The sequence below is a fragment of the Streptomyces sp. NBC_00620 genome, assembly GCF_026341825.1.
GTDB lineage: Bacteria > Actinomycetota > Actinomycetes > Streptomycetales > Streptomycetaceae > Streptomyces.
This window is the reverse complement of the sequence record NZ_JAPENY010000001.1, coordinates 901,098-925,045: the sequence shown is the minus strand read 5'-3', so window position 1 is coordinate 925,045 and position 23,948 is coordinate 901,098. Positions and strand designations below refer to the sequence as shown.

General features: G+C 70.4%; 22 protein-coding genes. 20 read left to right on the top strand and 2 right to left on the bottom strand.

The annotated features are described in order from the left end of the window. Window positions 1-12: 12 nt before the first annotated feature. Window positions 13-1,002, bottom strand: a complete 990-nt coding sequence (gene coaA / locus OG246_RS04065) for a type I pantothenate kinase (RefSeq protein WP_266455923.1) — start codon at window positions 1,000-1,002, stop codon at window positions 13-15. Window positions 1,003-1,151: 149 nt separating this feature from the next. Between coaA and glmS the strand changes: the two genes are divergently transcribed. From glmS to OG246_RS04025, 8 genes are all read left to right on the top strand, one after another. After that, on the top strand, window positions 1,152-2,999 hold the full coding sequence (gene glmS, locus OG246_RS04060; protein ID WP_266455921.1) for a glutamine--fructose-6-phosphate transaminase (isomerizing): 1,848 nt from the start codon (window positions 1,152-1,154) through the stop codon (window positions 2,997-2,999). 313 nt (window positions 3,000-3,312) lie between these two features. Next, window positions 3,313-3,684 carry a holo-ACP synthase gene (locus OG246_RS04055; RefSeq protein WP_266455918.1) on the top strand — a complete coding sequence of 124 codons (372 nt, stop codon included), beginning with the start codon at window positions 3,313-3,315 and terminating at the stop codon, window positions 3,682-3,684. Window positions 3,685-3,703: 19 nt separating this feature from the next. Then, window positions 3,704-5,140, top strand: coding sequence for an NAD(P)H-hydrate dehydratase (locus OG246_RS04050; RefSeq protein WP_266455915.1), 1,437 nt, complete (start codon window positions 3,704-3,706; stop codon window positions 5,138-5,140). A gap of 249 nt (window positions 5,141-5,389) precedes the next feature. Continuing rightward, window positions 5,390-6,277 (top strand): L,D-transpeptidase, encoded by an 888-nt coding sequence (locus tag OG246_RS04045; protein WP_266455912.1) that lies wholly within the window; start codon window positions 5,390-5,392, stop codon window positions 6,275-6,277. Between the two features lie 52 nt (window positions 6,278-6,329). Further along, the gene (alr, locus tag OG246_RS04040) at window positions 6,330-7,487 is read left to right on the top strand and encodes an alanine racemase (protein WP_266455909.1); all 1,158 of its coding nucleotides are present in this window, start codon (window positions 6,330-6,332) and stop codon (window positions 7,485-7,487) included. A gap of 99 nt (window positions 7,488-7,586) precedes the next feature. Further along, window positions 7,587-8,825 carry an alpha/beta fold hydrolase gene (locus tag OG246_RS04035; RefSeq protein WP_266455907.1) on the top strand — a complete coding sequence of 413 codons (1,239 nt, stop codon included), beginning with the start codon at window positions 7,587-7,589 and terminating at the stop codon, window positions 8,823-8,825. Continuing rightward, window positions 8,791-9,324, top strand: coding sequence for a tRNA (adenosine(37)-N6)-threonylcarbamoyltransferase complex ATPase subunit type 1 TsaE (gene tsaE / locus OG246_RS04030; protein WP_266455904.1), 534 nt, complete (start codon window positions 8,791-8,793; stop codon window positions 9,322-9,324). The genes OG246_RS04035 and tsaE overlap by 35 nt, the downstream gene beginning before the upstream one ends. Before the next feature lie 180 nt (window positions 9,325-9,504). Beyond that, window positions 9,505-9,693, top strand: coding sequence for a hypothetical protein (locus OG246_RS04025; RefSeq protein ID WP_266455901.1), 189 nt, complete (start codon window positions 9,505-9,507; stop codon window positions 9,691-9,693). Window positions 9,694-9,769: 76 nt separating this feature from the next. Here OG246_RS04025 and OG246_RS04020 read toward each other — a convergent pair whose 3' ends face one another. After that, entirely contained in the window at window positions 9,770-10,324 is a 555-nt protein-coding gene (locus tag OG246_RS04020; RefSeq protein WP_266455898.1) for a hypothetical protein, read from the bottom strand. A gap of 122 nt (window positions 10,325-10,446) precedes the next feature. Between OG246_RS04020 and tsaB the strand changes: the two genes are divergently transcribed. The 12 genes from tsaB to OG246_RS03960 all read left to right on the top strand — a co-directional run bounded on the left by tsaB (window position 10,447) and on the right by OG246_RS03960 (window position 23,683). After that, the gene (gene tsaB, locus OG246_RS04015) at window positions 10,447-11,094 is read left to right on the top strand and encodes a tRNA (adenosine(37)-N6)-threonylcarbamoyltransferase complex dimerization subunit type 1 TsaB (protein WP_266455896.1); all 648 of its coding nucleotides are present in this window, start codon (window positions 10,447-10,449) and stop codon (window positions 11,092-11,094) included. A gap of 17 nt (window positions 11,095-11,111) precedes the next feature. Then, window positions 11,112-11,618: a ribosomal protein S18-alanine N-acetyltransferase gene (rimI, locus tag OG246_RS04010; protein ID WP_266463855.1), complete on the top strand. Its 507-nt coding sequence runs from the start codon at window positions 11,112-11,114 to the stop codon at window positions 11,616-11,618. Window positions 11,619-11,623: 5 nt separating this feature from the next. Beyond that, window positions 11,624-12,721: a tRNA (adenosine(37)-N6)-threonylcarbamoyltransferase complex transferase subunit TsaD gene (tsaD, locus tag OG246_RS04005; protein WP_266455893.1), complete on the top strand. Its 1,098-nt coding sequence runs from the start codon at window positions 11,624-11,626 to the stop codon at window positions 12,719-12,721. Continuing rightward, a complete protein-coding gene (locus OG246_RS04000; protein WP_266455889.1) occupies window positions 12,718-12,969 on the top strand; it encodes a hypothetical protein in 252 nt (83 codons plus the stop codon). The genes tsaD and OG246_RS04000 overlap by 4 nt, the downstream gene beginning before the upstream one ends. Before the next feature lie 137 nt (window positions 12,970-13,106). After that, a complete protein-coding gene (locus OG246_RS03995) occupies window positions 13,107-14,144 on the top strand; it encodes a LacI family DNA-binding transcriptional regulator (RefSeq protein ID WP_266463853.1) in 1,038 nt (345 codons plus the stop codon). A 229-nt stretch (window positions 14,145-14,373) separates the two neighbouring features. Further along, complete coding sequence (locus OG246_RS03990) at window positions 14,374-15,663, top strand: extracellular solute-binding protein (RefSeq protein WP_266463850.1); 1,290 nt, start codon at window positions 14,374-14,376, stop codon at window positions 15,661-15,663. Window positions 15,664-15,672: 9 nt separating this feature from the next. After that, a complete protein-coding gene (locus tag OG246_RS03985) occupies window positions 15,673-16,683 on the top strand; it encodes a carbohydrate ABC transporter permease (RefSeq protein ID WP_266455887.1) in 1,011 nt (336 codons plus the stop codon). Then, the gene (locus OG246_RS03980; RefSeq protein ID WP_266455885.1) at window positions 16,680-17,528 is read left to right on the top strand and encodes a carbohydrate ABC transporter permease; all 849 of its coding nucleotides are present in this window, start codon (window positions 16,680-16,682) and stop codon (window positions 17,526-17,528) included. The genes OG246_RS03985 and OG246_RS03980 overlap by 4 nt, the downstream gene beginning before the upstream one ends. A 33-nt stretch (window positions 17,529-17,561) precedes the next feature. Then, a complete protein-coding gene (locus OG246_RS03975; RefSeq protein ID WP_266455882.1) occupies window positions 17,562-19,787 on the top strand; it encodes a glycoside hydrolase family 3 N-terminal domain-containing protein in 2,226 nt (741 codons plus the stop codon). 111 nt (window positions 19,788-19,898) lie between these two features. Further along, complete coding sequence (locus OG246_RS03970) at window positions 19,899-20,957, top strand: LacI family DNA-binding transcriptional regulator (RefSeq protein WP_266455879.1); 1,059 nt, start codon at window positions 19,899-19,901, stop codon at window positions 20,955-20,957. Between the two features lie 199 nt (window positions 20,958-21,156). After that, the gene (locus OG246_RS03965; RefSeq protein ID WP_266455876.1) at window positions 21,157-22,509 is read left to right on the top strand and encodes an endo-1,4-beta-xylanase; all 1,353 of its coding nucleotides are present in this window, start codon (window positions 21,157-21,159) and stop codon (window positions 22,507-22,509) included. A gap of 94 nt (window positions 22,510-22,603) precedes the next feature. Next, the gene (locus OG246_RS03960; protein WP_266455873.1) at window positions 22,604-23,683 is read left to right on the top strand and encodes an LCP family protein; all 1,080 of its coding nucleotides are present in this window, start codon (window positions 22,604-22,606) and stop codon (window positions 23,681-23,683) included. The last annotated feature ends 265 nt before the right edge of the window (window positions 23,684-23,948 follow it).

The window sequence follows — 23,948 nt, the reverse complement described above, 5'->3', positions numbered from 1 at the left end:
GCAAGGAGCATGTCAAAGCTTGCGCAGGCTCAGCCTCTGCACCTTGTGGTCCGGGCCCTTGCGCACGACGAGGGTCGCGCGGCCGCGGGTGGGCGCCACGTTCTCCAGCAGGTTCACCTTGTTGATGGTCCGCCAGGTCGTACGGGCGTAGTCGAGCGCCTCATCTTCGGAGACCTGGGTGTACCTGCGGAAGTACGAGGAGGGGTTCTGGAATGCCGTGGCGCGCAGCTTGCGGAAGCGGTTGAGGTACCAGGCCTCGATGTCCTCGGCGCGGGCGTCGACGTACACGCTGAAGTCGAAGTAGTCGGCGAGACCGACGCGGGTGCGGCCGTCCTTGCCCGGCAGGGCGGGCTGCAGGACGTTCAGGCCCTCGACGATCAGGATGTCGGGGCGGCGGACCGTGAGCCGCTGGCCGGGGACGATGTCGTAGATCAGGTGCGAGTAGACGGGGGCCGTCACCTCGTCCTTGCCCGCCTTGATGTCGGCGACGAACCGGGTGAGCGCGCGGCGGTCGTACGACTCGGGGAAACCCTTCCTCGACATCAGGCCGCGCGCCTCGAGCTCCTTGGTGGGGAGCAGGAAGCCGTCCGTGGTGACCAGCTCGACGCGCGGGTGCTCGGGCCAGCGGGAGAGCAGGGCCTGCAGGAGGCGGGCGACCGTGGACTTTCCGACGGCCACCGAGCCCGCGACGCCTATCACGAAGGGCGTGCCGGACTGGGAGCCCTTCTCGCCCAGGAAGGTGTTCAGGGCGCCTCTGAGCCCGTCCGTGGCACCGACGTACAGATTGAGCAGCCTGGACAGCGGCAGGTAGATGTCCCGCACCTCGTCGAGGTCGATGACATCGCCCAGGCCGCGCAGCTTCTCGACCTCCTCGGCGTTCAGCGGGAGCGGCGTTTTTTCGCGCAGCGCGCTCCACTCGGCACGGGTGAGGTCGACGTAGGGAGTCGCCTCCGGCTTGGACCGGTGGGCGCTCCGCGGCAACGAGGAGACCGGAGAGATCACCAGTCCATTGTTACGGGAGTGTGGACGTGATGGGGCGTGGGGTCCGTCACGCGGGCTACTCCGGGGGGAGCGCGGGCAGGGGTGGGAATTTCCGATATCGGGCACGAGGTGCCGGGTTCGGGCGGCTTCCGGCCCTTAGGCTGCCGCCCATGTGCGGAATCGTGGGATACGTGGGGTCGCAGTCGGCGCTTGACGTGGTGATGGCCGGACTGAAGCGGCTGGAGTACCGGGGGTACGACTCGGCGGGTGTCGCCGTACCGGCGGACGGGGGGCTCGCCGCCGCGAAGAAGGCCGGGAAACTGGTCAACCTGGAGAAGGAGCTGGTCGAAAGGCCGCTGCCGACCGGGTCGACGGGGATCGGGCACACCCGGTGGGCCACGCACGGCGGGCCCACGGACGCGAACGCCCATCCGCACCTGGACAACGCCGGCCGGGTCGCCGTCGTGCACAACGGAATCATCGAGAACTTCGCGGTGCTGCGGGCCGAGTTGGCCGAGCGCGGGCACCACCTGGCCTCCGAGACGGACACCGAGGTGGTCGCGCATCTGCTCGCCGAGGAGTTCTCGGTCTGCGCGGACCTGGCGGAGGCCATGCGGCTGGTGTGCCGGCGCCTCGAAGGCGCGTTCACGCTGGTGGCGGTGCACGCCGATGAGCCGGACGTGGTCGTCGGCGCGCGGCGGAACTCGCCCCTCGTGGTGGGCGTCGGAGAGGGCGAGGCCTTTCTCGCCTCGGACGTCGCCGCGTTCATCGCCCACACGCGGTCGGCGATCGAGCTGGGCCAGGACCAGGTGGTGGAGCTGCGCCGGGACGGGGTGACGGTCACCGGCTTCGACGGCCTCCCCGCCGAGGTGCGCGCCTTCCACGTGGACTGGGACGCCTCAGCGGCCGAAAAGGGGGGCTACGACTACTTCATGCTCAAGGAGATCGCCGAGCAGCCCAAGGCGGTCGCCGACACCTTGCTGGGGCGCATCGACGCGTCCGGCCTGCTGACGCTGGACGAGGTGCGGATCCCGGTCCACGAGCTGCGCGAGGTCGACAAGGTCGTCATCGTCGCCTGCGGTACGGCCTTCCACGCCGGGCTGATCGCCAAGTACGCCATCGAGCACTGGACGCGGATCCCGTGCGAGGTGGAGCTGGCGAGCGAGTTCCGCTACCGGGACCCCATCCTGGGCTCGCGCTCGCTGGTCATCGCCATCTCGCAGTCCGGCGAGACCATGGACACCCTGATGGCGCTGCGGCACGCCCGCGAACAGGGCTCCAAGGTGCTGGCGATCTGCAACACCAACGGCTCGACGATCCCGCGCGAGTCGGACGCGGTGCTGTACACGCACGCCGGTCCGGAGGTCGCGGTCGCCTCGACCAAGGCGTTCCTGACGCAGCTGGTCGCCTGCTATCTGGTCGCGCTGTACCTCGGCCAGGTACGCGGCACCAAGTGGGGCGACGAGATCCTGGCCGTGATCCGTGACCTGTCCCAGATCTCCGCTTCGGTCGACCAGGTCCTGGAGACCATGGAGCCGGTACGGGAGCTGGCGCGGTCCCTCGCCGACAAGAACACGGTGCTGTTCCTCGGGCGGCACGTGGGCTATCCGGTCGCGCTCGAAGGCGCGCTCAAGCTCAAGGAGCTGGCGTACATGCACGCCGAGGGCTTCGCGGCGGGCGAACTGAAGCACGGGCCGATCGCGCTGATCGAGGATGACCTGCCGGTCGTCGTGGTCGTCCCCTCGCCCCGGGGGCGGTCCGTTCTTCACGACAAGATCGTGTCCAACATCCAGGAGATCCGGGCGCGGGGTGCGCGGACGATCGTGATCGCGGAGGAGGGGGACGAGGCGGTCGTGCCGTACGCGGACCACTTGATTCGCATTCCGGCTACGCCGACCTTGCTGCAGCCGCTGGTGGCCACGGTGCCGTTGCAGGTCTTCGCTTGTGAGCTGGCCACGGCTCGGGGGAACGAGGTGGATCAGCCTCGGAACCTGGCGAAGTCGGTGACGGTGGAGTAGCCCTTCAGGGCGTCGGGGAAGGCGGAGAAGGCCCCGGTGGGGAGTGTGGTGCGAGCTTGCTGCGGCGTAGGGGTGAGTCGGAGTGGGCGCGTGTTGGTTGCGCGGCCGTTGCCGGATCCTTCCGGATCCGGGAGCAGGCAGCAGACCAGGTAATTGCCTCCTGCCGAGTGACTGGCGAGGTGCGATCGCGTCCGTCCTTGCCGGCGCGCTTCTCGATCGACGGTTGTCGTCGGCTGACCTGGGATCCCGGTTTTCCGGGCTGCCCCGATGGTGAGGTGAAGGGGGCGGTGCCGGATCGCCGTAGGGTCTCGGCATGAGCATCATCGGGGTCGGTATCGATGTGGCGGAGATCGACCGGTTCCGGGCTTCGCTGGAGCGTACGCCTGGGCTGGCCGAACGGCTGTTCGTGGAGAGCGAGTTGCTGTTGCCGAGCGGTGAGCGGCGGGGTGTCGCCTCGCTCGCGGCCCGCTTCGCGGCCAAGGAAGCCGTGGCCAAGGCGCTGGGCGCTCCGGCGGGCCTGCACTGGACGGACGCCGAGGTCTACGTCGAGGACAGCGGGCAACCGCGGTTGAAGGTGACGGGCACGGTGGCCGCCCGCGCGGCCGAGCTGGGCGTGCGGTCCTGGCATGTGTCGCTGAGCCATGACGCCGGTGTGGCCTCGGCTGTGGTGGTGGCGGAGGGATAGCTGCGCGAAACTCGACCGTATGCGTACTGCGTACAGCGTGGAGACCGTGAGGACTGCCGAGCGAGACCTGATGGCGCGGCTTCCGGAGGGGGCGTTGATGCAGCGCGCCGCTGCCGGACTGGCCGTCGCCTGCGCCCAGTTGCTGGGGCGGGTGTACGGGAGCCGGGTCGTGCTGCTGGTGGGGAGCGGGGACAACGGCGGAGACGCCCTGTACGCGGGGGCGCGGCTGGCGGGGCGTGGGGCGGGTGTCACTGCTGTCCTGCTCAGCCCCGAACGTACGCACCCGGGAGGGGTCGAGGCTCTGCGCCGGGCCGGCGGGCGGACCGTGAGTCCGGCCGCCGCCGAGGAGATCGTCCGCCGGGCCGATCTCGTTGTCGACGGGATCGTCGGGATCGGGGGCAAGGGTGGGCTCCGGGCCGATGCGGCGGCGCTGGTCGGGGTTGTCGACGGCTCCCGCGCGGCTGTCGTCGCCGTCGATCTGCCGAGCGGCGTCGAGGCGGACACCGGCGAGGTGCTCGGGGCCGCTGTCCGCGCCGACCTCACGGTCACTTTCGGGACGCACAAGCCGGGGCTGCTGATCGATCCGGCGCGGGAGTACGCCGGGTCGGTGCGGCTTGTCGACATCGGGCTCGGGGCCGAACTGCCCGCCGACCCCGAGTTGGAAGCCTTGCAGCACGCGGATGTCGCCGCGCGGCTGCCGGTGCCGGGGGCTGAGAGCGACAAGTACCGGCGGGGGGTCGTCGGGATCGCCGCCGGGTCGGCGCGGTATCCGGGGGCGGCCGTGCTCGCCGTGGCCGGGGCGTTGCGGGGTGGGGCGGGGGCCGTGCGGTACGTCGGGCCCGCCGGGGACGCGGTTCTCGCCCGCTTTCCGGAGACGCTGGTGTCCGACCAGGGGCCCAAGCATGCCGGGCGGGTGCAGGCGTGGGTGGTGGGGCCGGGGGCCGGGGACGATGCGTCGGGCGTGGGGGAGGCGCTGGCGGCGGATGTGCCTGTGTTGTTGGACGCGGATGGGTTGCGGCTGGCCTCGCGGGTGGTGGTGCGGGGGCGGGGGGCGCCGACCTTGATGACCCCGCATGCGGGGGAGGCGGCGGCGCTGCTCGGGGTCTCGCGGGAGTCTGTCGAGGGGGCTCGGCTGGCTGCCGTGCGGGAGCTTGCGGGGCTTTATGGGGCGACTGTGCTGCTCAAGGGGTCTACGACGTTGGTCGCTGACGCCGGGGGTGGGGTGGTGCGGGTGAACTCGACCGGGACGGGGTGGCTGGCCACCGCGGGGAGTGGGGACGTGTTGTCTGGGCTTGGGGGGTCGTTGCTTGCGGCGGGGCTGTCGGCGCTCGATGCCGGGAGTGTTGCCGCGTATCTGCATGGGCTGGCGGGGCGGTTTGCTGCGGATGGGGCGCCTGTGGGGGCGCATGACGTGGCTGATGCGATTCCGGGTGCCTGGCGGGATGTGTGTGGCTGAGGTGAGGGTTTTTCGCCCCCTCCGCCCCTACCCGTCCCGTTCCTGGGGGCTCCGCCCCCAGACCCCCGTATCGCGCTGACGCGCTCGTCCTCAAACGCCGGACGGGCTGAAACCGGGCGTAGCCCGGAAGTGCGGGACGGGTAGGGGCGGAGGGGGCGAAGAAAAGTCGGTGTCGGCCCGCCGCCTAACGGGCGACCCCCTCCGCGCGGCTCACCCGTGCTCGCCCTCCCGTTGCGTATGGCTGATCGCATGATCAGCAGACGAATGACGTGTCGTGGGATCGCGGTGATGCTCGCCGTGGTGACCGTCCTGCCTGTCGGGGCGGCGTATGCGGAACCTGTTCCTCCCGCTTCCGGGCCGGAGGCGGAGCTTGTGCCCGGGGTGCCGCCGGGGCCGTACCAGCCGTGGCAGATCGATACGCCCGACCAGGTGCTGGCGCCGAAGGTGTACACGCCGACCGCCACGGAGGACGCGGCCGAGCCGCGGGACGCGATGGAGGCGACGTACGCGCTCGTCGAGTACGTGCCGCTCGGGGACGCCGCCGCGAAGGTGGCGTGCAGCAAGCGGACCGGGCCCTATCAGCGCCAGGTCGAGCGGTGGCTGAAGCTGAAGGTGGACGGGAAGCAGTCCGGCGCGGACTGTCTTGCCATCCGTGGCTTCCAGACGAAGCACAAGATCAAGCCGAGCATCGGCTTCGCCGGGCCCGTCACCTGGGCTCATATGCAGTTGCTGTCGGCGAAGAAGAACCCGAACGCGGCCAAGAAGTGTCCTGTCCGGTCGTACCGCGTGGCCTGCGTGGATCTCACCCGTCAGCTCACCTGGGTGCAGAAGGGGAAGAAGGTCATCTACGGGCCGGTGCCGATGAGGAGCGGGCGGGCCGGGTACGGGACGCGGACGGGCTGGAAGAAGGTCTACTGGAAGCACAAGAACCACTGGTCGACGCTCTACAACACCCCCATGCCGTACAGCCAGTTCTTCGACGGCGGACAGGCATTCCATGCCGTCTACGGCAGCATCTACACCACGGTCGGCTCGTGGGGCTGTGTGAATCTGCGGCTCGCCGACGCCCGCAAGCTGTGGGGCGTCCTAAAGAAGGGCGACCGGGTCTACGTATGGGGCCGCCGGGCCGGTACCTGAGTGCCACCGGTGCCGGGGTGCTGTCGGACCCCTCTGAGACACTGGGGACGCTATGAACGAGACAGCACCCCTGCGCGCCCGCGCCGAGATCGATCTGGCCGCACTCCGGGCCAATGTGCGGACCCTGCGCGCCCACGCGCCGTCCGCGGCCCTGATGGCCGTGGTCAAGTCCGACGCGTACGGCCACGGGGCGGTCCCGTGTGCCCGTGCGGCGCGCGAGGCGGGCGCCACCTGGCTCGGCACCGCCACCCCCGAGGAGGCTCTCGCGCTGCGGGCGGCGGGACTGCCGGGCCGGATCCTGTGCTGGCTCTGGACGCCCGGCGGCCCCTGGGCCCAGACCATCGAGGCCGACGTCGATGTGTCGGTGAGTGGTCTGTGGGCGCTGCGGGAGGTCACTCAGGCGGCCCGGGACATCGGCGCCCCCGCCCGCGTCCAGCTCAAGGCCGACACCGGTCTCGGGCGCAACGGCTGCCAGCCCGCCGACTGGCCCGAACTCGTCGCTCAGGCTCTGCGCGCCGAGGCCGACGGGCTGATCACCCTCACCGGCCTCTGGTCGCACTTCGCCTGCGCCGACGAACCCGGCCACCCCTCCATCCAGGCCCAACTCACCCGTTTCCGCGAGATGGTGACGTACGCCGAGGAGCGCGGCGCCCGCCCCGAAGTGCGGCACATCGCCAACTCGCCCGCCACGCTGACCCTTCCCGAGAGCCACTTCGATCTCGTACGCACGGGAATCGCGGTCTACGGCATCTCGCCGAGCCCCGAGATCGGCACCCCCGCCGACTTCGGGCTGCGCCCGGTGATGACGCTGAGCGCGTCGCTCGCGCTGGTGAAGCACGTGGAAGGGGGGCACGGCGTCAGCTACGGGCATCACTACATCACCCCCGGCGACACGACCCTCGGCCTCGTGCCCGTCGGGTACGCGGACGGCATCCCGCGCCACGCCTCAGGCACCGGACCCGTGCTGGTCGGCGGCAAGCTGCGGACGGTCGCCGGTCGGATCGCGATGGACCAGTTCGTCGTCGACCTCGGCGGGGACGAGCCGGAAGTCGGTGCGGAGGCCGTGCTGTTCGGGCCCGGCGACCGGGGCGAGCCGACCGCCGAGGACTGGGCACGGGCCGCGGGAACAATTGCGTACGAAATCATCACCCGGATCGGAACCCGCGTACCGCGTGTGTACGTGAAGGTGAATGACGAACAAAACGGGTAACAGCGAATAGATGTGCGACGCAGGCGCGCCTGTATCTCCAACGGTGCGGAACACGGCAGTACCCCGAACAGTGCAGAAACCGGCGAAGAGGAGCGGGAAGTGAGCGAGAGCAGCGCGGAGGCCGTCGCGAGTGCGGCCTCGGCGGTCGCCGCCTCCGCCGGGAACTGGCGCAAGGCAACCGGTATCGCGGGCGTCGCCATAGGCGTGGTCGCGGCCGGCGCCGCCGCCGGAGTCGCCATAGAGCGGCTCACGGTCGGCCGCGGCATGCGGGAGCGGGCCCGGCTCGCCCTCGACTCCGCGGGACCGTACGGCGCGCTGCGCGGCACCCCCGGCAAGGCGTACGCCGATGACGGCACCGAGCTGTACTACGAGGTCGACGACGTCGAGCCCGAGGCCCCGCTCGGCGGTCGCCGCCGGCGTCTGTTCGGCCGCAAGGCCCCGGCCCCCGTCACCGTCGTCTTCAGCCACGGCTACTGCCTCAACCAGGACTCCTGGCACTTCCAGCGGGCCGCGCTGCGCGGTGTGGTGCGCATGGTGCACTGGGACCAGCGCAGCCACGGGCGGTCCGGGCGGGGCGTCGCCCAGGTCGAGGAGCACAAGCCGGTCACCATCGACCAGCTCGGCCGGGACCTGAAGGCCGTCATCGACGCGGCCGCGCCCGAGGGGCCGATAGTGCTCGTCGGGCACTCCATGGGCGGTATGACGGTGATGGCGCTGGCCGACCAGTACCCCGAACTGATCCGCGAAAGGGTCGTCGCCGCCGCGCTCGTCGGTACGTCTTCGGGGCGGCTCGGCGAGGTCAACTTCGGGCTGCCCGTCGCGGGCGTCAACGCGGTGCGGCGGGTGCTGCCGGGTGTGCTCAAGGCGCTCGGACAGCAGGCCGCCCTGGTGGAGCGGGGGCGGCGGGCCACGGCCGATCTGTTCGCCGGGGTCATCAAGCGGTACTCGTTCGCGGGACGGGACGTCGACCCGGCCGTCGAGCGGTTCGCCGAGCGGATGATCGAGGGCACGCCGATCGACGTGGTCGCCGAGTTCTACCCGGCGTTCACCGAGCACGACAAGACCGAGGCGCTCGCGTACTTCGCCGACATGCCCGTCCTCGTCCTCGCCGGGGTCAAGGACCTGGTGACCCCGAGCGAGCACAGCGAGGCGATCGCCGATCTGCTGCCGGACGCCGAGCTGGTGCTCGTGCCGGACGCCGGACACCTCGTGATGCTCGAGCACCCCGAGGTCGTCATAGACCGTCTCGCGGACCTCCTCATGCGCGCGGGCGCCGTCCCGGCAGGAGCTACCGTTGGTGGCTATGGAACGACCAGCAGCACCGCACAACCCGGCTGAGCCCGCCGCGGCGGGGGCCCGCGTCCAGTTCACCGTCAACTCCCCTGAACAAATGCGCGAGTTGGGCCTCCGTCTGGCCAAGCTGCTGCGCGCGGGTGACCTCGTGATGCTGAACGGCGAGCTCGGCGCCGGCAAGACGACACTGACGCGCGGCCTCGGCGAGGGGCTCGGAGTGCGGGGCGCGGTCACCTCCCCGACCTTCGTCATCGCCCGCGTGCACCCCTCTCTCGGCGACGGTCCGCCGCTGGTCCACGTGGACGCGTACCGCCTCGGCGGCGGGCTCGACGACATGGAGGACCTCGATCTCGACGTATCGCTCTCCGACTCGGTGATCGTCGTGGAGTGGGGCGAGGGCAAGGTCGAGGAGCTCACCGACGACCGGCTGCACGTCGTGATCCACCGGGCCGTGGGGGACACCACGGACGAGGTACGGCACGTGACGCTGACCGGGCTCGGCGGGCGCTGGGCGACGGCTGATCTGAGTGTGCTCTCGGCCTGAGCGCGGGCGTTCGCGCAGCCTGGGCGCGGTGGGCGCGGCCGTTTCTTCGTACATTCGAATAACGTTCCGACAAGACGTCGGCAAGATGTTGCTTTTCGCGTCCCGGGCGTGGTCACATGGACATCAGTCCGTGGTTAGGTCTACCTAACCACGGTAGCCCCCGAAGCCCAGGAGGCGTCCATGTCGGCTTCAGAGCGGTCGGCTTCAGAACGTGACGTGCCGGCGCAGCAGCAGCCGCCGCGCGTAGCCGTCGGGGTGTCGATGCGGGATCTGCTGGCGTCGTGTGCCGCTGCCGAGGCCGTGTCGCGGCCGCCGCGTGCGCCGCTGCCCGACGCCGCCGGCGTTGAACAGCCCCGTAAAGCTGCGTAGTCCTCGTCCGCGGGCCGGTGGGGGCTGGTCGCGCAGTTCCCCGCGCCCCTGACGGGGCGCTCCCTGACGGGGTGCGCTACTGGACGACTACTACCTTTACGCCGACCGTTGCGAAGTTCCACATTGCGTCGCCGTCCGCTCGGGACTCGCGGATGCCGCCGAGCTTCTTGGAACTGTCGGGGGCGGCTGTCGAGCCGTTGAGTGCCGCGCTGAAGCCGATCGCGATGCTGTCGACCGTCGTGAACCGGACGACGTGCTCGATCTGTGCCCCGTCCGACCCGGTGACCGTGTTGGCGCGTGTCGTGACGGCGTACGTGCCCGCGGCCGGGTCCACCGTGCCGGGTGTCACCTCGAAGGTGCGCTGCACCTTGTTGTTCGCGGCGACCAGCCACACACGGTCGTCGTCCGTCGAGTAGACGACCCGCTCGCCGGTGCCGGACGCGGTGGGCAGCGCCTTCGGGTTCGCAGTGTTCTTGGGGGTCTTCGAGGCGGAGGCCTTGGGCGACGCGCTGGTGTCCGCTTTGCCGAGGGTGTCCGGCACGCTCGCGGACGCCTGGTAGGCGAGGAAGCCGACTGCTGCGATCGCCGCCACGGTGAGCCCGGCCACGAATCCCGAGCTGCTCCTAGCCACCTTGTGTGCCCACCTCTCGAACCGCGTTCTTACCCTGTACGTCGCTTGTGGTGACGGTAGCAGCCGGGGCACGGCAGACCGGGGCGGCCGTGCCTTGCTCCCCGGCGCCGTAGGCTGTTTGCGTGCTCTTGCTCGCTCTGGATACCGCCACCCCCGCAGTGACCGTCGCCCTGCACGACGGCACGTCCGTCATCGCCTCCTCGAGCCAGGTGGACGCGCGTCGGCACGGGGAGCTGCTGCTGCCGGCCGTCGACCGGGTACTCGCCGAGGCCGGCCTGCGTCTCGACGCTGTCACCGGCGTCGTGGTCGGCGTCGGCCCCGGCCCCTACACCGGGCTCCGCGTCGGCCTGATGACCGCCGACACCTTCGGGCTCGCGCTCGGCGTGCCCGTGTACGGCCTGTGCACCCTCGACGGACTCGCGTACGCGGCCGAGGTCGAGGGTCCCTTCGTCGTAGCCACCGACGCGAGACGCAAGGAGGTCTACTGGGCGCGGTACGCCGATCCCCGTACCCGTGTGTCGGAGCCCGCCGTGGACCGGCCCGCGGACCTGGACCTCGGCGGCCTGCCCGCCGTCGGCGCGGGTGCGCTCCTCTACCCCGACACCTTCCCGGACGCCCGAGCGCCCGAGTACGTCTCGGCCGCCGCGCTGGCCTCCCTGGCCGCCGAGAAGCTCGCGGCGGGCGAGGAACTGGCGGCTCCCCGGCCGCTCTACCTGCGCCGCCCGGACGCCCAGGTGCCCAAGAACTACAAGGTGGTCACCCCCAAGTGACCGCCGTGCTGCGCGAGATGCGCTGGTGGGACATCGATCCCGTACTGGAGCTGGAGAAGGACCTCTTCCCCGAGGACGCCTGGTCGCGGGGGATGTTCTGGTCCGAGCTGGCTCATTCGCGAGGCCCGGAGGCGACGCGGCGCTATGTCGTGGCCGAGGAGGGCGGACGCCTTGTCGGGTACGCGGGACTCGCGGCCTCCGGTGACCTCGGTGACGTACAGACGATCGCCGTGCGCCGCGAGCAGTGGGGCACCGGGCTCGGCGCACGGCTGCTGGCCGAACTGCTGCGGGCCGCAACCGCGTTCGAGTGCGCCGAGGTGCTGCTCGAGTGCCGGGTGGACAACGTCCGCGCGCAGAAGCTGTACGAGCGCTTCGGCTTCGAGGCCATCGGCTTCCGGCGGGGCTACTACCAGCCGGGGAACATCGACGCCCTGGTGATGCGCCTCCACACAGCGTCCGACAGCGGCTCCGCCGCGGGTTCCCCCTCAGTAAACGGCGTACAAGGAACAGAGATCAATGGTTGAGATCAATGGCTGACGAACCGCTCGTCCTCGGCATCGAGACCTCCTGCGACGAGACCGGCGTCGGCATCGTCCGCGGCACCACGCTGCTCGCCGACGCCATCGCGTCGAGCGTCGACGAGCACGCGCGTTTCGGCGGGGTGGTGCCCGAGGTCGCCTCGCGGGCGCACCTCGAAGCGATGGTGCCGACCATCCAGCGCGCGCTGAAGGAGGCGGGGGTCGCCGCCTCGGACCTGGACGGCATCGCCGTGACCGCCGGGCCCGGCCTTGCCGGCGCGCTGCTCGTCGGGGTCTCGGCGGCAAAGGCGTACGCGTACGCACTCGGCAAGCCGCTGTACGGCGTCAACCATCTCGCCTCGCACATCTGCGTGGACCAGCTGGAGCACGGCGCGCTGCCGGAGCCGACGATGGCGCTGCTCGTCTCCGGCGGGCACTCCTCGCTGCTGCTCTCGACCGACATCACCTCCGACGTACGTCCCATGGGCGCGACCATCGACGACGCCGCGGGCGAGGCCTTCGACAAGATCGCGCGGGTGCTGAACCTCGGCTTCCCGGGCGGTCCTGTCATCGACCGGTACGCGAAGGAGGGCGACCCGAAGGCGATCGCCTTCCCGCGCGGGCTCACCGGGCCGCGCGACGCGGCGTACGACTTCTCCTTCTCCGGTCTGAAGACCTCCGTGGCCCGCTGGATCGAGGCCAAGCGGGCGGCGGGGGAGGAGGTGCCGGTGCGCGATGTGGCCGCGTCCTTCCAGGAGGCGGTCGTCGACGTGCTGACGCGCAAGGCCGTACGGGCCTGCAAGGACCAGGGCGTCGACCACCTCATGATCGGCGGCGGGGTGGCCGCCAACTCCCGGCTGCGGGTGCTCGCCCAGGAGCGGTGCGAGGCCGCCGGGATCCGGCTGCGGGTACCGCGGCCGAAGCTGTGCACGGACAACGGGGCGATGGTGGCCGCGCTGGGCGCCGAGATGGTGGCGCGGAACCGGGCCGCCTCCGACTGGGACCTGTCGGCGGACTCGTCGTTGCCGGTGACGGACCCGCATGTGCCCGGCCGTGGTCACTCTCATGACCATGTGCATGAGGTCAGCAAGGAGAACCTGTACTCGTGAGCGTCGCGCTGATGTGGGAGGCGCGGGCTGTCTCCGGGCGGGGTGAGGAACTGCTCGACTGGGTGCGGGCGCAGGAGTTGGCGGCCCCGCCGTTGCGGCGGGAGATCCTGCGGGCTCCCCAGGACCGGGTGCTCGTCATCACCTGGTGGGACGCGCCGTACGACGCCGAACTGCCCGAACTCCCGGAGCCAGACGGGGAGTTGGTGAACCGGGCCGTGCACCGATGGCGGTTCGAGACGGTGTCCTGACGTCAGTCCTGACGGCTGTCCGGACGTCAGTCCCGACGCCCGCCCGGACACCTCCGTTTCCGGCTGGGCTTCACGTCGGCCCTGGTTTTCCGGAAGACTCCTGCAAAGTTTCGTAAGTGTCGACGGAGGTGGGCGCAGTGGCCCGGGAGAGCATCAAGAAGGCCGCGACCGAGAAGAACAAGGTGACGATCACTGAGATCGCCCGCCAGGCCGGGGTCTCGGTGCCCACCGTGTCGCGTGTCGTCAACGGGCGTTCCGATGTGTCGCCGGAGACCCGGGCCAGGGTCGAGGACCTGCTGCGCCACCACGGCTACCGGCGCAGGCCGTCCGCGCCGGGTGACCGGGCGGCCCTCGTCGACCTGGTCTTCAACGACCTCGACAGCCCCTGGGCCGTGGAGATCATCCGGGGGGTCGAGGAGGTCGCGCACGCGGCCGGTGTGGGGACGGTGGTGTCGGCCATCCATGGCGCGTCGGGCTCGGCCCGGCAGTGGATGACCAACCTGCGGGCCCGCGCCTCGGACGGGGTGATCCTCGTGACCTCCGTCCTCGAACCCGGGCTGCACGAGGAGCTGCGGCGCCTCGGGGTGCCGCTCGTCGTCGTCGATCCGGCGGGGTCGCCGTCGCTCGACATGCCGACCGTCGGTGCCACCAACTGGGCGGGCGGGATGGCTGCGACGGAGCATCTGCTCGGGCTCGGGCACCGCAGGATCGGGTTCGTCGCCGGGCCGGTGCGGTTGCTGTGCTCGCGGGCCCGGCTGGACGGGTACCGGGCGGCGTTGGAGGGGGCGGGGATCGCGGTCGACGACGCGCTGATCCAGCAGGGGGACTTCTATCACCGGTCCGGGTTCGATGGGTGCAATCGGCTGCTTGATCTGGCGGAGGCGCCTACCGCGTTGTTCGCGGCGAGTGATCAGATGGCGCTCGGGGCGATCGAGGCTTTGCGGCGGCGGGGGTTGCGGGTTCCCGAGGACATGAGTGTGGTCGGGTTCGATGATCTGCCGGAGGTTCGGTGGTCTGCGCCGCCGTTGACCACGGTGCGGCAGCCGCTTGCCGATATGGGCAAGCTGGCTACTCGTACGGTGTTGCGGCTGGCGCTCGGGGAGGAGCCCGCGTCGCCGCGGGTGGAGCTTGCTACCGAGTTGGTGGTGCGGGCGAGTACCGCGCCCCTGAGCTGAGGTATTGGGTTTTCGCCCCCTCCGCCCCTACCCGTCCCTTGTTCCTGGGGGCTCCGCCCCCAGACCCCCGTGTCGCGCTGACGCGCTCGTCCTCAAACGCCGGACGGGCTGGACTGTCCAACCCCCGATATTTGTCAGGGGCGTTGACATACCTGTCGTACGCCCGTAACTTCCCGCGCACCTCACCGATAATTATCGGCACTCTTCCGGAAGGTGTGCGATGCGAGCGTTGGGCAACACCTCTCTCTCCCGCCGTGGGCTCCTGGCGGCCTCCGCGGCTACCGCTACCGGGCTGGCCCTGAGCGGGTGTGGTTCCTCCGACGGGGGGAGCGGTTCGGGCAAGACCACCGTCGAGTGGTGGAACATCACCACCACCGAGCCCGCGAAGAAGCTGTGGGCCGAGCGGGCCAGGGAGTTCGAGGCCGCTCACCCGGACGTGAAGATCAAGATCGTCACGCTGGAGAACGAGGCGTACAAGTCGAAGATGACCGCGCTGACCACCTCGGGGAAGCTGCCGGACATCTACCACACGTGGGGCGGCGGGGTACTGAAGCAGCAGGTCGACGCCGGTCTGGTCGAGGATCTGACGGACAAGGTGTCCTCCTGGACGAAGGACTTCGTGCCTGCCGCGCTGTCGGCCTACGAGTTCGAGGACAGGTCGTACGCCGTTCCCTTCGACATCGGCATGGTCGGCTTCTGGTACAACAAGGCGCTCTTCAAGAAGGCGAAGATCGACTCGCCGCCCACCACCTGGTCCGGCTATCTCGACGCCGTCCAGGCACTCAAGGACGCCGGGATCACGCCGATCGCCCTCGCGGGCAAGGAGAAGTGGCCCGGCATGTACTACTGGGCGTATCTCTCGATGCGGGTCGCCGGGCTCGAAGCGATGCAAAAGGCCGCCACCGAGGCCGACTTCACCGGCGAGGGGTTCGTCACTGCGGGGCAGCACCTCAAGGACCTTGTCGCCCTTGAGCCCTTCCAGAAGGGGTTCCTCGGCGCGGCCTACTCCACGCCCAGCGGCGAGGCCGCCCTGATGGGCAACGGCAAGGCGGCCATGGAGCTGATGGGCCAGTGGGCGCCGGTCGTCCAGGGCGACGCGGGCAAGGGCATCGGCGAGGACCTCGGCTTCTTCTCCTTCCCCGCGGTGGAGGGCGGGAAGGGCGCGCTCACCGAGGTGTTCGGCGGGGGTGGCGGGCACGCGGTGCGCAAGGGCGCTCCCGACGCGGCGGTGGAGTTCCTGAAGTTCTTCGCCGAGAAGGAGTTCGCCGAGAAGCTCGTCAAGGAAACCGGCTTGATACCGGTGTCCAAGGACGCGCGCGCCGCACTGACCGACCCCAACCTCACCGCCGTATCGGACGCGCTGAACACGGCCACCGGCTTCCAGCTCTACCTCGACCAGGCGTACGCCCCCGCCGTCGGCCAGGAGATCAACGACAGCGTCGCCGCGCTCATCGCGGGCTCCAAGTCCCCTGAACAGGTCACCCGTTCGGTCACTCAGGTCGCCAAGAGCGAGGGCTAGCGGCCGCCGATGACGCACTCGACGACACCGACCTACGTGCCCGACCTCGGCAAGTCCCCCGACACCCCGGTGCCGCCGTCACCGCCCGGCACGGGGACCCGCAAGCCCGCCGGGCGCCGACTGCGCGACTGGCTGGGGGCCTTCGTGTTCACGGTCCCGGCGCTCGTGCTGTTCGGGCTGCTCGTGCTGGTGCCGATGGGCTACGCGTTCTACATCAGCTTCTTCAACTGGGGCGGCTTCGGGCCGATTTCCGACTTCCGGGGGCTCGGCAACTACACGCGGCTCCTCAAGGACCCGGTGTTCCTGGGGGACTTGTCGCGTGGCGCGCTGCTCATCGGGCTCTCCGTCGTCCTTCAGCTGCCGTTCGCGCTCGCCATGGCGGTGCTGCTCAACCAGAAGCTGCGCGGCCGGGCGGTGTACCGGATGCTGTTCTTCGCGCCGTACATCCTGTCCGAGGTCATCACCGGCGTGCTCTTCGGCATGATCTTCGCGCCGGGGGACGGGCTCGCCGACAGGGTCCTGGACGAGGTGGGGCTGAGCGGTCTGGGCGGGGACTGGTTCGCGGGTCAGCACACCGTCCTGCCCACGCTCTTCCTCGTCATGACGTGGAAGTACTTCGGCTTCCACATGATGCTGTACCTGGCGGGCCTGCAGGGCATCCCGGCCGAACTGCACGAGGCGGCGCGCATCGACGGCGCCGGCACCTGGCAGCGGTTCCGCCACATCACGCTTCCGCTGCTCGCGCCGACCATCCGGATCAGCGCGTTCCTGTCCGTCATCTTCTCCGTCCAGCTCTTCGACCTGGTCTGGGTGATCACCACCGGCGGTCCCGACCACGCCTCGGAGACGCTGGCGATCTCCATGGTCCAGTACGGCTTCAAGCGCTATCAGATGGGTTACGCGAGCGCGATCAGCGTCGCGATGTTCCTGATCAGCCTCGTCTTCGCCCTCGCCTACCAGCGTTTCGTGCTGCGCCGTGACACCGAAGGAGCCATCACCACCATGCGAGGGAACCGATGAGCGGGGCGACCCGGGGCAGCCTGCGCCGGAGGCTGCGCAAGGTGCCTGTGTACGTGATCCTCTGGCTGGTCGGGGTGTTCATGGTCACCCCGCTCCTGTACGCCCTCATCTCCGGCTTCAAGTCGACCGACCAGCTCTCCAGCAATCCCTTCGGGCTGCCCGATCCCTGGGTGACCTCGAACTACACGTCCCTGCTCGGCTCGGGCGCGTTCTGGCGGTCCATCGGCAGCAGCACGCTGATAGCGGTGGGCGCCACGCTGCTCACGGTGGCGACGGCGGCCCTTGCCGCGTTCGCACTCGCCCGATTCGCCTTCCGTGGGCGGGAGTTCATGTTCACCCTCTTCACGATGGGGCTGATGTTCCCGTTCGCGGTGGCGATCCTGCCGCTGTTCATCCTGCTGCGCACCTTCGGGCTCCTTGACAACCCGTGGGGCGTGATCCTTCCCGAGGCGGCCTTCGGCCTGCCGCTGACGATCGTCATCCTGCGCGGCTTCTTCCGGGAGATCCCCGGAGAACTGGAGGAGGCGGCGACCATCGACGGCTGCTCCCGCTTCGGCTTCTTCTGGCGCATCCTGCTGCCGCTGGCGCGACCCGCGCTCGGCACGGTCTCCGTCCTCGCCATCGTGGGCAGCTGGAACCAGTTCCTGCTGCCCCTGCTGGTCTTCAGCGAGCCCACCTGGTGGACGGTCCCCGTCGGCATCCAGCAGTTCCAGGGCCAGTACGCCTCCGACGTGGCCCGCATCTTCGCGTACCTGGTGCTCGCCATGGCACCCGCCCTGGCCTTCTACGCGGTCGCCGAACGGCAGTTGATCGGCGGCATCACACTCGGCGCGACCAAGGGCTGACGACCGTACGGACCCATCCATGTGAGGAGTTACATGACCGACCCCTGGCAGGACCCCGCCCTCCCCGCAGGCGTCCGCGCCGCCGACCTGCTCTCCCGCATGACCCTCCAGGAGAAGACCGCCCAGCTCTACAGCGTCTGGCCCGGCTCGGCCGAGACACCGGGCGGCGACATGGCACCGCTCCAGCACGCGCTGTCGGGCGACGTCGACCTGGCGGAGCTACTCCCGTACGGCCTCGGCCAGTTGACCCGCCCCTTCGGCACCGCGCCGGTCGAGCCGGCCGAGGGCGCCGCCCGCCTCGGGGCCCTCCAGGAACGCATCCGCTCGGCGAACCGCTTCCACCTGCCCGCCCTCGCCCACGAGGAGTGCCTCACCGGCTTCACCGCCTGGCGGGCGACGATCTTCCCGACGCCGCTCGCCTGGGGCGCGAGTTTCGACCCGGCCCTGGTCAAGGAGATGGCGGCGGCGATCGGCGCCTCGATGCGGTCGGTGGGCGTGCACCAGGGTCTCGCGCCCGTCCTCGATGTCGTACGGGATCCCCGCTGGGGCCGCACGGAGGAGTCGATCGGCGAGGACCCCTACCTCGTGGCGACGGTCGGCACCGCCTATGTCCAGGGTCTGGAGGAGGCGGGCATCGTCGCCACGCTCAAGCACTTCGCGGGCTACTCGGCCTCACGCGGCGCCCGCAACCACGCGCCCGTGTCGATCGGCCCGCGCGAACTGGCGGACGTGATCCTGCCGCCGTTCGAGATGGCCGTACGGGAGGGCGGCGCGCGGTCGGTGATGGCGGCGTACAACGATGTCGACGGGCTGCCCGCCCACGCGCACGGCGCACTTCTCACCCAACTCCTGCGGGAGGAATGGGAGTTCGGGGGAACCGTCGTCTCCGACTACTTCGGCGTCTCCTTCCTGGAGTCGGCGCATGGGCTCACCGACTCCCCGGGCGGGGCGGCGGCGCTCGCGCTCGCGGCGGGTGTCGATGTGGAGCTGCCCGCGGTGCGGTGCTTCGGGGCCGGGACCCTGGACGAGGCTCTGGTGGACCGGGCGGCGCTACGGGTCCTTACGCAGAAGTGCGAGCTGGGGCTGCTGGATCCGGGCTGGGCGCCGCCTGCCGCCGAGGTGTCGGCTGATCTCGATCCGCCTCATATGCGGGCGCTGGCACGGCAGTTGGCGGAGGAGTCGGTCGTGCTGCTGGCCAACAGCGGGGTGCTGCCGCTCGGGGCCGGGGCGCGGCGGGTCGCCGTCCTCGGTCCGCTCGCCGACGACCCCGCGGCCATGCTCGGCTGCTACACGTTCCCCCGCCATGTCCTCCTGGACCACCCCGGACTCCCGATGGGCGTCGCCGTCCCCACGCTGCTCGAAGCGCTGGGCGCCGAGCTGCCGGACGTGGAGTTCACGGACGATCCGGTGGCGGCCGATGTGTGTGTGGTCGCGGTCGGGGACCACTCGGGGCTGTTCGGGCGGGGCACCTCGGGTGAGGGGTGTGACGTGGCCGACCTCGAACTCCCCGACGGGCAAGGCGAGTTGGTGGAGAAGGCGCTCGCGTCCGGGACGCCGGTCGTGCTCGTGGTGCTCTCCGGGCGCCCCTACGCCCTCGGCCGGTGGGCGGACCGGTGCGCGGCGGTGGTGCAGGCGTTCTTCGCGGGCCAGGAAGGTGGCCCCGCGGTGGCCGGGGTCCTGTCGGGCCGGGTGAACCCGTCCGGGCGGCTTCCGGTGAGCGTGCCGCGCGACCCGGGCGGGCAGCCGTGGACGTACCTCGCCCCACCGCTCGGCCTGCGCGGCGAGGCGAGCAGCCTCGACCCGACGCCGCTGTTCCCGTTCGGGCACGGGCTTTCCTACACGACGTACGACTGGCAGGTCCCGTCGGCCGACGCCGACACCCTCCCCACGGACGGCGAGACGACACTGCGCCTGACGGTCCGCAACACGGGCGGGCGGGCTGGTACGGAGATCGTGCAGCTCTATCTCCACGACCCCGTCGGCAAGGTGGCGCGACCGGTGGCCCGCCTGGTGGGCTACGCGCGGGTGCCGCTGGAGGCGGGGGCATCGGCGGAGGTCCACTTCACGGTCCCGGCGGACCTGGCCGCGTACACCGGACCCGACGGTGACCGGATCGTCGAACCCGGGGAGCTGGAACTGCGGTTGGGGGCGTCAAGCGGGGGAGGGGACGTGCGGCAGGTGGTGCGGGTGACGTTGACCGGGGAGGAGCGGGTGGTGGGGCGGGGGAGGCGGATGCGGTGTGAGGTGCGGGTGAAGTGAGCTGTTGAACCAGCGGGTTCGAATGTTTCGCGCCAGATGTCGAATGTTCTGGGAGAGGTATGGCCTCAAAGGGGGTTCGGGGCGTCGGCAGCCGGGGCTACGATCGCCGCCATGACTCCCGCCAGACCGGCGCGGCCCCTGGGAAAGCGGACGGCACGGCGGTCGACACAGACCGCCACGCTCGCCGAGATCGCCCGCGAGGCCGGCGTATCGGCTCCGACTGTTTCGAAGGTGCTCAACGGGCGCGCCGACGTGGCTCCGGCGACCCGCACCCGCGTCGAGGGACTGCTGCGCGAGTACGGCTACCGGCGCCGCCGCGCCGAGGCCACCCGCTCCCCCCTCATCGACCTGGTCTTCCACGAGCTGGAGAGCGCCTGGGCGATGGAGGTCATCCGGGGTGTCGAGAACGTCGCGCGGGACGAGGGACTGAGCGTCGTGCTCTCCGAGAGCGCGGGCCGGCTGACCCCCGGCCGCACCTGGGCCGACCAGGTCGCCGCCCGCCGCCCGCACGGCGTGATCCTCGTCCTGTCCGGGCTCGACGCGTCCGGGCAGGCGCTGTTGACCAGCCGGTCCATCCCGTTCGTGGTCCTCGACCCGGCCGGTGACCCGGGCGACGACGTCCCCTCCATCGGCGCCACCAACTGGCACGGCGGTCTGGCCGCGACCCGCCACCTCGTCGAGCTCGGCCACACCCGGATCGGCGCGATCAGCGGCCCCTCGCGGATGATGTGCAGCCGCGCCCGCGTCGACGGCTACCGAGCCGCCCTGGAGACGGCCGGCCTGCCGGTCGACCCGGCGCTGATCCGGCCGGGGAACTTCCACCACGAGTCCGGGTACCGGGCGGGGCTCGAGCTGCTCCGGTCGCCGGACCGGCCCACCGCCGTCTTCGCGGGCAACGACCTTCAGGCCCTCGGCCTGTACGAGGCCGCCCGCGAGCTGGGGCTGCGCGTTCCGGAGGACCTCAGTGTCGTCGGGTTCGACGATCTGCCGGTGGCACGCTGGGTCGGGCCGCCGCTGACGACCGTACGACAGCCGCTCACGGAGATGGCGGAGGCGGCGGCGCGGCTGGTGCTGGAGCTGGGGAGGCGGGAACAGCCCCCCGCGGGAACGCGGATGGAGCTGGCCACGCGGCTGGTGGTGCGGAGCAGTACGGGGGCGCCTCCGGCGTAGCCGCGTTTCAGCCTTGGCGAGACGGGGTGCTGTTCCCGCATCGGCGGCATGGGGTCGGTGCTCCTGTTCTGGCGGTACGGGCTGGTGATTCTGTACTGACGGAACGGGTTGGTGCTCCCGTATTGACGAGTGGTGCGGGCAGCTCCACACTCTCCGAAGCCAATCGGTTGCACCACCGAAACTTTCGGAGGCACCCGCAATGAGATCTCGGAGATCAGGCTTATCCCCGGCGTCGCTGCTGACCGGCATCGCCACCCTCGGCGCCCTGCTCGTGGCGGCCCCCGCCGCCCACGCCGCGGACACCCCGCTGCGCGACCTCGCATCCGCCAAGGGCAAGGTCATCGGCACCGCCGTCACCGGCTCCAAACTCACCGGCACGTACGGCGACACGGCCGGCGCCCAGTTCAATTCGCTGACCCCCGGCAACGCCATGAAGTGGGAGTCCGTCGAGCCCAGCCGCGGAACCTACAACTGGGCCGAGGCCGACCAGATCGTCGCCTTCGCGCAGGCCCACAACCAGCAGGTACGCGGCCACACTCTGGTCTGGCACAGCCAGAACCCGGGCTGGCTGGCCAACGGCAGCTGGACACCCGCCCAGCTGAGCACGCTGCTCCAGGACCACATCAGCACCGAAGTCACGCGCTACAAAGGCAAGTTGGCCGCCTGGGACGTGGTGAACGAGCCCTTCAACGAGGACGGCACCTACCGCTCGACCCTCTGGTACAACGGCCTCGGCGCCGACTACATCGCCCAGGCCCTCACCTGGGCGCGCGCCGCCGACCCGAGCGCCAAGCTCTACATCAACGACTACAACGTCGAGGGCGTCAACGCGAAGAGCACCGCCCTCTACAACCTGGTCAAGTCGCTGAAGGAGCGCGGCATCCCGATCGACGGCGTCGGCCTGCAGGCCCACCTCATCCTCGGCCAGGTCCCGGCCACGTTCCAGCAGAACATCCAGCGCTTCGCCGACCTCGGAGTGGACGTCGCCATCACCGAGCTGGACATCCGGATGCAACTCCCGTCCACAGACGCGAAGTTGACGCAGCAGGCCGCCGACTACAAGGCCGTGCTCGACGCCTGCGTCGCGGTCACCCGGTGCACCGGCGTCACCGTCTGGGGCTTCACGGACTCCGACTCCTGGATCCCGGACGTCTTCACGGGCTACGGGGCGGCGACCCCGTACGACGAGAACTACGTGCCGAAACCGGCGTACTACGCGATCGCGACCGCGCTCGGCGGCACGTCCACCCCGCCGACGGGCGCGTGCTCGGCGACGTACAGCGTCACGAATCAGTGGAACACCGGCTTCACGGGCCAGGTGCGGATCGCCTGCTCGGGGGCGGCCCTGTCCTCGTGGCGGGTGAGCTGGACCTATGGCGCGGGCCAGCAGATCACGCAGGCCTGGAACGCGACCTGCACGCAGACGGGCGCGGCGGTGAGCTGCCTCAACGCCTCCTACAACGGAACGGTCGCGAACGGTGGTTCGGTGACGTTCGGGTTCAACGCGGCATGGAGCGGGAGCAATCCGGTGCCGACCGTGACACTGGGCTGAGCATTTGCCGTTCAAGCCTTAGCCACGGCTGAGAAGTCTGAGATTTTCCGAAGGAAACCCCAGAAGGTGTTCCTGCTCGTAATAATTCGGACTTATGTTCCTCCGCGTGACTTCTGAAGACGAGCGCGGGGACGAAAACGAGGGCGTCGAAAGACGCGGGGGCCGACGGCGGGGCCTGCTGAAAGCCGCCGGCATCGTGTTCGCCGGCGCCCTCGTACTCTCCGTCGCCGGGGCGGGCTGGGCCTACTGGCACCTGAACCAGAACATCAAGAGCGTCGACATCAACAGCGCGCTCGGCGACGACCGCCCGCCGAAGGCCGTCTCGACCCCGTCGGCCTCCTCCTCCGCCTCCGCGACCCCGCTCCCCAGCGGGGCGCTCAACATCCTGGTCCTCGGCTCCGACTCCCGCAGCGGCGAGGCGAACGCGGCGCTGGGCGGCGGCAGCAGCTCGGGAGCCCGCTCGGACACCGCGATGGTCGTGCACATAGACGAGGGCCGTACGGCGGCGACGGTGGTCAGCATCCCGCGCGACACCCTGGTCACCCGCCCGTCGTGCCCCACCTCCTCCGGCGGGACGACCTCGGTGGCGTACGGCTCGATGTTCAACAGCGCGTACTCGGTGGGCGGTCCGGTCTGCGCCGTGAAGACGGTCGAGTCCATCACCAACGTCCGCATGGACCACTTCATCGAGATCGACTTCTCCGGCTTCGCGGATCTCGTGGACGCGCTCGGCGGCGTCACCGTCACGACGGACGAGGACATCGACGACGACGACAGCCACCTCCACCTGAAGGCCGGCGAACACCACCTCGACGGCGCCACGGCGCTGGCGCTCGCCCGCACCCGGCACGGCATAGGCGACGGCAGCGACCTGGGCCGAATAGGCCTCCAACAGACCCTGGTGAAGGCCCTGTTGGAGCAGATCTCCTCGACCAACCTGCTCACCGACCCCGCCAAGCTGTACAAGGTCGCCGACGCCGTCACCGGCAGCCTCACGACCGACACCGGCCTCGACTCGCTGAGCGAACTGATGAGCCTCGGCCAGAGCCTGAAGTCCCTGCCCTCGGACGCGCTCAAGACGGTCACCATGCCGGTGGTGACTGCGGCGTCGGACCCGAACAGGGTGGTGGCTCAGGAGCCGGAGGCGAGCGAGCTGTGGGAGTCGCTGCGATGAGTGTTCGCCGGAGTAGTTCGCACGTCGGGGCTTGAGCTTCGGGGGCCGGGATTCGAGATTCTTTTTGCAAGGAATGGGTGGGTGGCTCAACCCACCCACCCTCCCTTGGTGGCGGCCCAAGTGCCGCCCGGGCCAGGGAAGATGACTTTTTGTGATCGTGTCGCGGCGGAGCGTGGCGAGCGTGTAGCGTGCGCCGGGAAAGCATCGACCCCCGTGGGTGTTGTCGCACCACGCGGGGGTCTGACCAACAAGATCGAAAGCAGAG